The organism is Tritonibacter mobilis (genome assembly GCF_001681715.1).
GTDB classification, from domain to species: Bacteria; Pseudomonadota; Alphaproteobacteria; order Rhodobacterales; family Rhodobacteraceae; genus Epibacterium; species Epibacterium mobile.
Genome location: NZ_LNWY01000006.1, coordinates 1 through 11,706, shown reverse-complemented (window position 1 = coordinate 11,706; position 11,706 = coordinate 1). Strand labels below are relative to the sequence as shown.

General features: G+C 58.2%; 11 protein-coding genes. 5 read left to right on the top strand and 6 right to left on the bottom strand.

Annotated features, from left to right (window positions below; genetic code table 11):
• Positions 1–58: 58 nt before the first annotated feature.
• Both UB90_RS07025 and UB90_RS07020 read right to left on the bottom strand, forming a co-directional pair.
• Entirely contained in the window at positions 59–742 is a 684-nt protein-coding gene (locus UB90_RS07025; RefSeq protein WP_065324247.1) for an SGNH/GDSL hydrolase family protein, read from the bottom strand.
• Positions 743–858: 116 nt separating this feature from the next.
• Positions 859–2,556, bottom strand: a complete 1,698-nt coding sequence (locus UB90_RS07020) for an acyl-CoA dehydrogenase family protein (RefSeq protein WP_065331920.1) — start codon at positions 2,554–2,556, stop codon at positions 859–861.
• 148 nt (positions 2,557–2,704) lie between these two features.
• Here UB90_RS07020 and UB90_RS07015 point away from each other — a divergent pair, with 148 nt between their 5' ends.
• Together UB90_RS07015 and UB90_RS07010 are read left to right on the top strand one after the other, a co-directional pair.
• Entirely contained in the window at positions 2,705–3,472 is a 768-nt protein-coding gene (locus UB90_RS07015) for a sulfite exporter TauE/SafE family protein (protein WP_009178247.1), read from the top strand.
• A 4-nt stretch (positions 3,473–3,476) separates the two neighbouring features.
• Complete coding sequence (locus tag UB90_RS07010) at positions 3,477–4,391, top strand: cation diffusion facilitator family transporter (protein ID WP_065324245.1); 915 nt, start codon at positions 3,477–3,479, stop codon at positions 4,389–4,391.
• Positions 4,392–4,436: 45 nt separating this feature from the next.
• Here UB90_RS07010 and UB90_RS07005 read toward each other — a convergent pair whose 3' ends face one another.
• The 4 genes from UB90_RS07005 to UB90_RS06990 all read right to left on the bottom strand — a co-directional run bounded on the left by UB90_RS07005 (position 4,437) and on the right by UB90_RS06990 (position 7,859).
• Positions 4,437–4,982, bottom strand: coding sequence for an NADPH-dependent FMN reductase (locus UB90_RS07005; protein ID WP_065324492.1), 546 nt, complete (start codon positions 4,980–4,982; stop codon positions 4,437–4,439).
• Between the two features lie 170 nt (positions 4,983–5,152).
• Complete coding sequence (locus tag UB90_RS07000; RefSeq protein ID WP_005619881.1) at positions 5,153–5,818, bottom strand: OmpA family protein; 666 nt, start codon at positions 5,816–5,818, stop codon at positions 5,153–5,155.
• A gap of 169 nt (positions 5,819–5,987) precedes the next feature.
• Positions 5,988–6,677: a helix-turn-helix transcriptional regulator gene (locus UB90_RS06995; RefSeq protein ID WP_065324491.1), complete on the bottom strand. Its 690-nt coding sequence runs from the start codon at positions 6,675–6,677 to the stop codon at positions 5,988–5,990.
• A 330-nt stretch (positions 6,678–7,007) separates the two neighbouring features.
• Positions 7,008–7,859 (bottom strand): methylated-DNA--[protein]-cysteine S-methyltransferase, encoded by an 852-nt coding sequence (locus tag UB90_RS06990; RefSeq protein WP_065324244.1) that lies wholly within the window; start codon positions 7,857–7,859, stop codon positions 7,008–7,010.
• 199 nt (positions 7,860–8,058) lie between these two features.
• Here UB90_RS06990 and nth point away from each other — a divergent pair, with 199 nt between their 5' ends.
• The 3 genes from nth to UB90_RS06975 form a co-directional block, all read left to right on the top strand.
• Positions 8,059–8,703, top strand: a complete 645-nt coding sequence (nth, locus tag UB90_RS06985) for an endonuclease III (RefSeq protein ID WP_005622967.1) — start codon at positions 8,059–8,061, stop codon at positions 8,701–8,703.
• A complete protein-coding gene (locus UB90_RS06980; RefSeq protein ID WP_065324243.1) occupies positions 8,700–9,692 on the top strand; it encodes an adenosine kinase in 993 nt (330 codons plus the stop codon). Before nth ends, UB90_RS06980 begins: the two co-directional genes overlap by 4 nt.
• A gap of 349 nt (positions 9,693–10,041) precedes the next feature.
• The coding region (locus tag UB90_RS06975) for a PDC sensor domain-containing protein (RefSeq protein ID WP_065331919.1) at positions 10,042–11,706 on the top strand (1,665 nt) is incomplete at its 3' end.

Here is an 11,706-nt window from a genome sequence, read left to right as displayed (position 1 = left end):
CTCTGCGAGGGCTTTTTCGTTCCCGCGCATAAAAAGGTCAGGCGGCGATTTCTGTCTCTTAGCGGCTGGCAGGTACCGATTGAATGACCTCCGCCACCCTGCCCCCGATGATCCGGCTGGCTTTTGGCGAGGGATGGATACGATCCACGGCGTGAAAGCTCAGATCGCCATAGGGTACCAGGTCAGCAGCGGGCAGGAAGGTCACGCCAAGATCGCCCTCTGCCAGCCTCATAAGGCGTGCATCCAGCTCATCGCCTTCGTCACGGCAGTTCTCGATCGGGGAGGACCGGCCCGGCGTGCGCAAATACCCCAGCAGGATCACACGCGCGCCGTCCTGCCGGATGCGTGTGACAAGTTCGGGGAAAACCCCTGTCTGAGTATCTTCGGAAATCAGCTTATCCATCTTTCGGTCGCACTGCCCGCAGCCGCACCCCAACCACAAATCGTTGCCGCCGCCATTCAGGATCACCCAGTCCCAATTGCCAGCGCGATATTGTTTCGGGATCGACAGACCCGCTGCCCCGCTGACCGGCAGGCGATATATCATGCGCGCGCCCGATACAGAGCGATCTACAACCGGCTCCCCGAGCACATCAGAGACAACATCCGGGATCGACTGCCCGCCAAGGCTGTTCCACGCCATCATGGAATCGCCCATGGCAAGAATGCGAGCCTCGCGCCCAACGGGGCTGTCGCCGCAGGCGGTTAGAAAAAACAGGCTGAGGAGAAGGAAGCGCATCATACCGGAGCGATATCACAGATCTCGCCAGATGCGCCGGGCAATTTGGCGAAAATTCTCGCCCTCCCCACGGGAGGGCGCTTCCTCCCGAGGTCGGGCGCAGTCCTGTATGCCGTTTCCTAGGCCAACAGCCGTCGCGCGATCACCTGCGCTTGGATCTCTGCCGCACCTTCAAAGATATTCAGAATGCGCGCATCACACAGCACCCGCGAGATCTTATACTCAAGCGCAAAGCCATTGCCGCCGTGGATCTGCAAACCGTTGTCTGCAGCGGCCCATGCCACGCGCGCACCAAGGAGCTTTGCCATACCGGCCTCAAGGTCGCAGCGGTGGCCATTGTCTTTCTCCCAAGCCGAAAAATACGTGAGCTGCCGCGCCACCATGACCTCGACCGCCATCATCGCCAGCTTCGACGACACCCGAGGGAAGTTGATCAGCGCCTTGCCGAATTGTTTGCGATCCTGAGCGTATTGCATGGCAATATCGAGCGCCGATTGCGCCACACCAATGGCCCGCGCCGCAGTCTGAATGCGCGCGCTCTCAAAGGTCTCCATCAGTTGTTTGAAGCCCTTGCCTTCCTCGCCCCCCAACAGGTTTTCACCCTTCACATGGAATCCGTCAAAGCCCAGCTCGTATTCTTTCATGCCGCGATAGCCGAGCACCTTGATCTCTCCACCCGTCATCCCGTCGGTCGGGAACGGATTATCCTCTGTTCCCGGCGTTTTCTCAGCGAGGAACATGCTAAGACCGCGATGGTCGGCTGTCTCCGGATCGGTCCGCGCCAAGAGTGTCATCACATGGGTCCGCGCCGCATGGGTGATCCATGTTTTATTGCCGGTGATTTTATAGTCGCCATTGTCATCCTTGACCGCGCGGGTGCGCAAAGAGCCGAGGTCAGACCCCGTGTTTGGCTCGGTGAAAACAGCGGTCGGCAGGATCTCCGCGCTGGCAATTTTGGGCAGCCAGTTCGCTTTTTGGGCATCGGTGCCACCGGCGAGGATCAACTCGGCGGCAATCTCAGAACGGGTACCAAGGCTGCCGACTCCGATATAGCCGCGTGAAAGCTCCTCGGAGACCACGCACATCGAGGCCTTGGATAGACCAAAACCGCCGAATTCCTCTGGTATAGTCAGGCCAAAGACGCCCATCTCCGCCAGTTCTTCGATCACCTCGATCGGGATCAGCTCGTCCTTGAGGTGCCAGTCATGTGCAAAAGGTTCGACCTTTTCCTGAGCATAGCGGCGGAATTGATCTCGGATCATCTCCAGCTCGTCGTCCAGACCTGATGCTCCGAACATGGTGCTACCAGATTGCTGCTCCATCAGTTCGACCAGACGCACACGCGCTGCCTGCGTATTGCCGGACTGCGTCAGCGTCATCACCGCAGGTGCCATCATCGCGCGCTGGTCGTCCTGGCTGAGGCCCAGATCCCGCAGGCGCAGAACTTCGCCCTGGTTCATCTGAATGCCACCGTAGATCTGCCAGAGGTATTCACCAAAGGCGATCTGGTGGATCAGCTGTTCCATCTCACCAAACTTACCCTCTCCTGAGAGCGTCTCGGCCCAGCGGTGCATCTGACGCAGAGAATAGACATACGTCGCCAACCACGCGAGGCCGTGGGCGGCGTATTGGTGCTGCTCCACCAACGCACCAGAAACACGGCCGCCATCGCTGACAGTTTCGCGAACCCGCGAGGTTGCGATCTCGAGCAGCTGATCCAGAGGCGCGAGTGCGCTTTGTGTCAAAGCCAGCAAATCCGGCAGCAGCGGCGTGGTAGGTTTCATATCCTGTCCGTCCAATTGTCCGTCGTGGGGCATGAGTGCCATCCTCCTCAGAGCTTGCCCTGTGATAGGCCACTTTGCACCTGCAGCGCAATATTAAATCTCAAATAGCACTCATATCGTTCAATAATTACCCTTTCGTTTTTGCGGTGCAGCACCCGTTGGTTGTGCTAAACGCAAGGATATGACTGATCTCATTCCCTTTCTCGCGCCCGCTGGATTCGTGTTGGCCTTTGTCGTGGCGTTGGTTGCTGGCACGATCAAAGGCCTCGTTGGCTTTGCCATGCCGATGATCATGGTCTCGGGCCTCAGCTCTATCATGGCGCCGGACCTGGCATTGGCGGGGCTGATTCTGCCCACATTGGTCACCAATGGGTTTCAGGCGCTCAAACAAGGACCGGGTGCGGCTTGGGAGTCGATCAAGCGATTTCGGGCCTTTTTGCTGGTGGGCGGGCTGTTCCTCATGATGAGCGCGCAGATGGTACGGGTATTGCCTGCGCAGGTGATGCTGTTGATTATTGGCGCACCGATCACGCTCTTTGCGGTGACGCAACTATTGGGCAAGCATCTGGTTTTGCATGAAGCCTCGCGCCGAGTGGAGATTGGCATCGGGGCGTTTGCAGGGTTTATCGGTGGCTTTTCTGGCATCTGGGGGCCGCCCACCGTTGCGTATCTGACTGCTCTTGGCACTGAAAAGAAAGAGCAGATGCGTATTCAAGGCGTCATCTACGGCCTTGGCGCAGTGGTGCTGTTTTTTGCCCATATCGGCTCTGGCGTGATGCGCAGCGAGACACTGCCATTTTCCGTTTTGATGATTGTGCCTGCGCTGATGGGCATGTGGATCGGTGGCAGGCTACAGGACCGCATTGATCAGAAAACCTTCCGCCGAGCCACATTGTTCGTTCTGCTGATTGCCGGCCTCAATCTGCTACGCCGCGCCTTGGTGGGTTGAGCGGATGCCCTTGGGTCTCAGTTCGCGCCTCAGTGCCAGTCAGATCGCAACCGGCACGATTGCGGTCTCTGTTTTGGTGCTGGCGCTAAAACTCGGCGCTTGGGCGCTGACCGGATCGGTCGCGCTTTTTTCCGACGCGATGGAAAGCCTTGTGAACGTGTCGGCGGCGGTGCTGGCATGGTTTGCAATCCGCTATGCAGAGCGCCCGGCCGATGATGGGCACCCGTTTGGGCACCACAAGGCCGAGTATTTCTCTGCAGTGATCGAGGGGATCATGATTATCCTCGCCGCCGTTTTGATCCTGCATCAGGCGGTTGTCGCTCTGGTCTCAGGGGCCTCTGCGAACCTCACACCTGTCGGATTGGCTGTGAACGCATTGGCGCTAATGGTAAACCTCGGCTGGGCTCAGGTGTTGCTGCGAGCAGGCGGGCGCCTGAAATCTCCGGCGTTTATCGCAGGTGGCCGACACCTGATGAGCGACGTCTGGACCTCCGCCGGTGTGATGGTCGGTCTGGTTTTGGTGCTGGCAACCGGTTGGCACATCCTAGATCCAATCCTTGCCTTGCTGGTTGCGGTAAACATCCTCCGCGAGGGGCTTCATGTGGTCTCTGACTCAGTGGATGGGCTGATGGACAAGGCCGCCTCCCCCGAAGAACAGGAGAAGATCGCCGCCGTCATCCTTGGCTCTGGCGGCGGTGCACTGCAAATCCACGACATTAAAACCCGGCGCGCAGGCAAGGCGATTTTTGTGGAGTTTCACATGGTTGTGGACGGCGACATGTCTGTGGCGGAAAGCCACGACATCTGCGACCGATTGGAAGAAGAGATCGAAGCCGCCCTGCCCGGTGTTCATGTGACAATACATGTCGAACCGGACAACAAACTGGAAGAAGATGGGATTGAACCCACCGCTTTGTAATAAAGCGCAAGGCGGGGCCATCAGCCCCGCCAAACATTCGCTATGTCATGACCGCGTGGCCAATGCGCGCAATTGTGTCATCAAATCCGCAAGCGTTTTGGTATAGAGATCGCTGGTGAGCGTGCCCGTCTCATCGAATTCCTTGCTGGACCCCGCCAGATGCACCTCCGGCCCCGGCAGAACATTTGCGCGAAAGGGCACCATGAAACCGCGCAGGATCATCTGAGCACGCTCCCCACCTGCACGCCCCGCTGCCGCAGACATCACCGCCACTGGCTTGTCGGCCCAGGGGTTGCCCTCGGTGCGGCTCACCCAATCCAGCGCGTTCTTCAACACACCTGACGGTCCCTTGTTATACTCCGGCGTCGAGATGACCACCGCATCAGCGCGCGCAATTTGGTCTGCCAGCGCTTGAACAGCGGTCGGTATACCATCGGCCTCTTCAGCGTCGCCATCATAAAGCGGCAGGTTCAGCTCGCCCTCGATGACCTCTGCGGGTCCAAAGAGCCGAGCGGCCTCTCTGGCCAGTTTACGGTTCGTCGCCTCCTTACGGAGAGAGCCGGAAATAATAAGCAACACAGGATCAGCCATCATTCGGTCCTTTCAAATTATCAATCTCGCTCACAAAGCTAGGGCGTGCCTGTCCGCGAACAAAGGCCGACCACCGCAGACGGGCTGTGCACCTTTACACAGGCGATGCGAAATAACGAAAAAAGGCCGCGCTCTGGGCGCGGCCTTGGGGTTTTGTTCGTGAGACTGGCTTAGCTCGCCTGCGGGATGATGACGATCTCCACCCGGCGGTTGCGCGCTTTTCCTTCTGCCGTCAGGTTGCTGGCGACAGGCTGATCTTCACCACGACCGATGATGCGCATACGGTTGTAAGAAACACCCCCGGCAGCTATTTCATCGGCGACCGCATTGGCCCGACGTTCAGACAGCGAATAGTTATAGGACGCAGCACCATCGCTGTCGGTGTGACCGATCACTTGAACCACACTGCCCGGATAGCGCTGCAAGCTGCCTGCAACCTTGCGCAGATCGCTCCGCACCACCGAGGAAATAGCAGAACTATCGGTGGCAAAGGTCAGATCATTGGGCAGCGAGACAATCAGACGATCACCGGTGTTCACAATGGAAATCGAGTCGTTATCGAGGCTTTGACGCAGCTCAGCCTCTTGCTTGTCCAACTCTCGCCCGATCAGGCCGCCAGCCAGTGCGCCGACAGCAGCGGTGCCGATGATGGTCTCGGCCTTGTCGTCATCCGAGGTCGCCGCACCGATGCCTGCGCCAATCAGGCCACCTATGATGGCCCCGTTCTGAGAGCGGTTGATACCGCCGGGCGCACCATAGGAGGCAGGATCGTCACAAGCGCTCAGCGCCACGGCAGCGGCCAGCACGCCAAGGGCGGGGATTTTTGCAAAAGACATACGTAGTTTACCTTTTCTTCCTCAAACCTGTCTTTTATCGCCCGCGTTTTCTGTTCGCGGGCGGAGACGTTGTGTGTAGATATTGTGCGCATCGCCGCGCGCAGCAAGCGTGCAGGCATCGCGTTCGGCGGATTGCCGCGCAACCCAACTCGCAAAGCGGCGGGCTAGGTTACGCCTTGTAAACAAACGTGTCGCGTTCTTGTTCCCGCCACAGCTTGCGCAACAGCGCGGCTTCGCGCGTAAAATGGGCCTCCAGCAAGTCAGCAGACATCATCCGGTCCGTGCGGAAATGCCGAAAGCCGCTGCGCAGCTCGCACCACGCCGCAAGCAGCGTGCAATCGATGTGATAGATCAACGCCAAGGGGCGCAGGATGCGCTCACTCTGCTCTCCGGCCTCATTCACATAGACCAGTTGCAGTTTCTGGGCGCTGCGGACCGCTTGGCGTAAGATCGCCTTGGACACACAGCCATTGTCGGGGTCATCAAGTGGCGCACCATAAGGGGCAACCTGCAACCACTCGGCGCTGGCGTGGACATCGCATATCTTGCGCCCAACCCTTGCCGCCGCCTGCTGTAGCGCGCCATCCCCCGTGCGCATCAACATCGCAAGCCCGACATGCAGCGCCTCGATTTCTTCTTCATCGAAGTTGAGCGGCGGCAGATCATACCCCTTGCGCAGCATATAGCCGATCCCCGCCTCTCCTTCGACGGGCGTGCGCATCGCCTGAAGCGCGGCAATATCGCGGTAGATCGTGCGCTTGGAGACCTCAAGCTGAGCGGCAAGATCCTCGGCCCGAACCGGCGCAGAGGCCGCGCGCAGGATCTGGATTAACTCAAACATCCGATTGCTGCGGGTCATGACACCTCCGGTGATGCAGATGGGCGGGCACATACCGTGACACCCTGCTGCCATCCTAGCATGCCCCACTGACAACAGGGTGTCAGCAGCGATTTGCTTTTCTCAGAGGGTCACATCACACCCAATGGAGTCTGCTCATGTCGTCTTATGATTGGATCGCTCTTGTCACCCTCGGCTTGGATCGCTGGAACGAGCCTGCCCCACCGCGCACCGCTTATGAAATTGAGCGCAAAGAGGCTTGGGACAAAGTCGAAGCACATCTGACTGCGAAACGCCGCGCACGCCGCAAAGCGCTTTTGCAGAGCATAAAAAGGGTGCTCACGCGCATGTTCACGCGGCGCTCTCCTGCGCGACCTCCGCGCGGGCGGCCTCAAAAGCCAGCATCGCGCGTTTGACCGGCACGCCCCAGTGGTAGCCGCCCATCTCGCCGCCCTTGCGCAACACCCGGTGACAGGGGATGAGCCAGCTCAGCGGGTTCTTCCCCACCGCCGTTCCCACGGCGCGCACAGCACGGGGGTTATCGATAGCTTCGGCAATCTCGCCATAGGTGGTGGCCTCGCCCTCGGGGATCTGCAGGAGCGCCTCCCAGACCTTGATCTGCAAAGGTGCTCCCATCAGATGCAGCGCAGTATCGCCTTTGCGGGCAAAGGCCGCTTCGACCTGTGGGCGCAACGCAGCTGCATCCTCGACAAACGCGGCCTTGGGCCAGCGGGCACGCATATCGCTCAAGGCCGTCTCGGCCCCGACCTCGGCCGCGAAGGCCAGACCACACAGGCCTTTTTCAGTGCCCATGGCGAGCGCCAGCCCGAAGGGGCTGTCAAACCAGCCCCAACGAACGGTCAACCCCTCACCCCGGCGGGCATATTCACCGGGACTCATGGCCTCCCAACGCACGAACAAATCATGTAAGCGGCCAGACCCGGAAAGCCCAACGGCATGGGCGGTCTCCAGCAAGGGCAAATCCTCACGCAACAGCGACTTTGCATGCCCCAAACGCAGGTATTGCTGGTAGCGTTTGGGCGAAACACCAACCCAGGCTGAAAATATACGCTGAAAATGTGCCGAGCTCATATCCATGCGGGCCGCCAACTCTTCGAGAGACAGATCCGCCCCATCCGCATCAATGACCTCGATCGCGCGGCGGATGACCCCATAGTGATAAGCCTGTTCGTCCCGCGGCATGGTACTCGTCCTCATTGGTATTCTCTCTACTTTGGCATTGAGACTAGCCACAGTAAGCACGCGGCGCGACCCGGAACCTGCGGTTTGTTTTGTTGCGCGACGCAAAAGCGCGACTTTTGCACCGCAACGCCTGAACCCTTGCGAATACCACGCGTTTTTAATTTGCGCCCTGTGTCCTCAGCGGGCAAAAGAACGCCCGATGGCCAAGCAACTCGATTATCATACGCTCCGCGAGATCTTTACGCGGTTCCAGGACGCCGAGGCCGAACCCAAGGGCGAACTCGACCATGTCAACGTCTACACGTTGGTCGTGGCCGTCGCCCTGTCCGCTCAGGCAACCGACGCAGGCGTGAACAAAGCCACCAAGGATTTGTTCAAAATCGCCGACACACCCCAGAAGATGCTCGCCCTTGGCGAAGAGGGTGTGATCGAACACATCAAGACGATTGGCCTTTATCGTAACAAGGCCAAGAACGTCATCAAGCTCTCCCGCATCCTTGTCGATCAATACGGTGGCGAGGTTCCCTGTTCTCGTGCAGCGCTGGAAAGCCTGCCCGGTGTGGGGCGCAAGACAGCCAATGTGGTTTTGAACATGTGGTGGCGCTACCCGGCACAGGCGGTGGACACGCATATCTTTCGCGTCGGCAACCGGTCTGGCATCTGCCCCGGCAAGGATGTGAACGCTGTTGAACGGGCGATCGAGGACAATATCCCGGTCGATTTCCAACTGCACGCGCATCACTGGCTGATCCTGCACGGCCGCTATCACTGCAAGGCGCGCAAACCCTTGTGCTCCACCTGCATCATCCGAGATCTCTGCCTCTACGAGGATAAAACACTATGACCAAAACCTATCAACTCGTCGGTATCGGCAATGCCGTTGTCGACGTGATTTCTCAATGCGACGACAGTTTTCTCGACCATATGGGGATCGAGAAGGGCATCATGCAGCTGATCGAGCGTGAGCGTGGAGAAGTGCTCTACGCCGCGATGAAAGAGCGGGTGCAGACGCCCGGTGGCTCTGTCGCCAATACCATTGCGGGTGCTGGTGCGCTGGGGCTTTCTTCGGCTTTCATCGGTCGCGTGCATGACGACGCTCTGGGGCGGTTTTACGCGCAAGCCATGCAGGACGATGGCGTTGATTTTGTGAACCCGCCCGTCGCGGGCGGCGAACTCCCCACCTCTCGTTCGATGATTTTTGTCTCGCCCGATGGCGAGCGCTCGATGAACACCTACCTGGGGATTTCATCTGAACTCAGTTCTGACGATGTACCAAACGAGGTCGCAGGTCAGGCGCAGATCATGTTCCTTGAGGGGTATCTCTTCGACAAGGACAAAGGCAAAACCGCCTTTATGGAAGCGGCGCGTGACTGCCGCGCAGGCGGCGGCAAACCCGGCATCGCAATCTCTGACCCGTTTTGCGTCGAACGTCACCGTGCCGATTTTCTAAAGCTGATCGAAACCGAACTGGAATTTGTGATCGGCAATGAGGACGAAATTCGCTCTCTGTTTGAAACCGATGATCTGGAAGAGGCCTTGGCGAAAACGGCAGCAATCTGTCCTTTGGTGATCTGCACTCGCTCGGGCGATGGCGTGACTGTGGTCAGCCCGGACGGTCGTATCGATATCTCCGTAACAAAGGTTGTCCCTGTGGATGCGACCGGGGCAGGCGATCAGTTTGCGGCAGGCTTCCTGTTTGGCCTCGCCCAAGGACGTGATCTGGAGACCTGCGCACGCATGGGCAACACCTGCGCCGCCGAAGTCATCAGCCACATCGGACCCCGCCCCAAAGCAGACATGCGCGTCTTGCTGCAAGAAGCGGGTCTTCTCTAACATCACGGATCATGGCACCGGGCCACGTGAGCTCGGTGCCAGCAGATGCGCGCATCCCAACACGCAATAGCGCCCTCATCGATACGCCCAAAATATTAGCATATCCAAATTTATGCGCAAATATTGGGCAATTACCCCCCGCCATCATTCCCCCGATTCGAATCGGACTTTCCCTGTGAGATCAAGGCGTTTCGCATTGAGGCCATAGCTGACCGGAATTCCGAACACTTCGACAGCGCGAAAGTATAGGTTCGCTCGAAAGATATACGATTATGGCTATATTTGCGAATTCTTAAACAGCGGCGACGACAGATACTCTGAAGGTCAAGCAACACCACAGGATCTCGTCATGTTTCGTACGAATACCATAAAAATCTCTCGCAAACTGCCCTTGTTCTTTGCGGGATTTTGCGCGGTAACCAGTTTCCTCCTGATCGCTGCGGCGCTGATTGCCTTCAACCGGTTCGCCGAACGATCCGTCAAAGACCAGATGGCATCGCTTTTGGCGGACCGGAGCTATTCTGTGCGCCAGATCATGTTCAATATTCGTAACGATCTGGTCTCACTGGCCCAGTCTCCCGCCACCTCAACTGCGCTGATCAGTTTTGAAGAAACATGGAACGCTCTTGGATCTGAGGCGGCAGCCAGTTTGCAAACCGCTTACATCACTGAAAACAGCTTCCCTACCGGTGAGAAGCATAAGCTACAGCGCGCCGAAGGGGGCGCGGCCTATCACGAGACGCACGCGGTCTATCATAACGGTTTGCGCACCTTGATTGAAAGCAAAGGCTATTACGACGCCTTCCTGATCAGTCCAGAGGGCAACATCATCTATTCCGTCTTTAAGGAGATGGATTACGCCACCAACCTCAGTGATGGCGCCTATGCGGACTCTGGATTGGGCAAGGCTTATCGCGCTGCAAGCTCTGCTGCTGAGGGTGAAGTGGTTTTTGCAGATATGGAGCCATACGCCCCAAGTTATGGCGCGGCGGCGGCGTTCCTCGCAACCCCTGTCATGGCAGCGGATGGCAGCCCGCTGGGGGTCGTCGCGGTACAGGTTCCGGTTGATATGTTCGGTGTCATTACAAACAATGATGACGGTCTTGGTGAGACCGCACAGGTCTATATCGTTGGCGCAGATTATAAAGCACGTACAACCTCCCGTTTTGACGACGGGTACAGCGTGCTCGACACGCTCCCAGAGGCAGATCATCTTGCAACGGCCCTGAAGGGAGAGATCCATTTCTCCAAGGGTGAAACGGGGTTGGACGGCCACCCAGTCATGGCGGCATCCCGTCCAGTCGGACTTGATCTTGCCAATTGGGCGCTGGTTGTCGAACAGGATGTCGCAGACGTCATGGCTCCACTGCGCCGCCAAGCATTGATACTGGCTCTCATCGGATTTGCGATCTGTGCGATGATGTCTTTTCTCGGCTGGCGGGTTGCTGCGTCGATTACCCGTCCGCTGCATAAAATTGCGAACGGTATGGCCCAAGTTGCCTCCGGAAATCTGGACACCAGCGTCGAAGAGGCCGAGCGTGGCGATGAAATCGGCGACATCGGCAAAGCGCTGCTCTCTTTTCAGGACGACCTGAAAATCGCCCGCAGCGCAGACGAAGAACGTGCTGAGCAACAGCGTGAACAGGCCATTGTCGTCGAAAACCTCAGCACCGGGCTGTTGCGTCTGTCGCAAGGAGACTTCTCCACAAAGATTGAGACGCCTTTCGCGGGTGAACACGAAAAACTGCGCGAGGATTTCAACAAAACCGTGACCACGCTCAATGAAACACTCGGGCATGTGGTGAGCGCGGTGAACCGCATCCGCAATGGTGCGGCGGAAATCAACCAATCATCAAATGACCTCTCCCACCGGACTGAAAGTCAGGCCGCGACACTGGAAGAAACAGCCGCCGCGCTAGAAGAGATGACGGTGAGCGTTAAGTCCGCTGCAGACAGTGCTCGCAGCGTCGAACAGATCACTGGCGAGGCGAAACAGGAGGCCGAAGTCAGCGGC

Bases quoted from the DNA above. Each gene is read 5' to 3' on its own strand.
- UB90_RS07025 (WP_065324247.1), bottom strand. From the start codon at position 742: ATGATGCGCTTCCTTCTCCTCAGCCTGTTTTTTCTAACCGCCTGCGGC.
- UB90_RS07020 (WP_065331920.1), bottom strand. From the start codon at position 2,556: ATGCCCCACGACGGACAATTGGACGGACAGGATATGAAACCTACCACG.
- UB90_RS07015 (WP_009178247.1), top strand. From the start codon at position 2,705: ATGACTGATCTCATTCCCTTTCTCGCGCCCGCTGGATTCGTGTTGGCC.
- UB90_RS07010 (WP_065324245.1), top strand. From the start codon at position 3,477: ATGCCCTTGGGTCTCAGTTCGCGCCTCAGTGCCAGTCAGATCGCAACC.
- UB90_RS07005 (WP_065324492.1), bottom strand. From the start codon at position 4,982: ATGGCTGATCCTGTGTTGCTTATTATTTCCGGCTCTCTCCGTAAGGAG.
- UB90_RS07000 (WP_005619881.1), bottom strand. From the start codon at position 5,818: ATGTCTTTTGCAAAAATCCCCGCCCTTGGCGTGCTGGCCGCTGCCGTG.
- UB90_RS06995 (WP_065324491.1), bottom strand. From the start codon at position 6,677: ATGACCCGCAGCAATCGGATGTTTGAGTTAATCCAGATCCTGCGCGCG.
- UB90_RS06990 (WP_065324244.1), bottom strand. From the start codon at position 7,859: ATGCCGCGGGACGAACAGGCTTATCACTATGGGGTCATCCGCCGCGCG.
- nth (WP_005622967.1), top strand. From the start codon at position 8,059: ATGGCCAAGCAACTCGATTATCATACGCTCCGCGAGATCTTTACGCGG.
- UB90_RS06980 (WP_065324243.1), top strand. From the start codon at position 8,700: ATGACCAAAACCTATCAACTCGTCGGTATCGGCAATGCCGTTGTCGAC.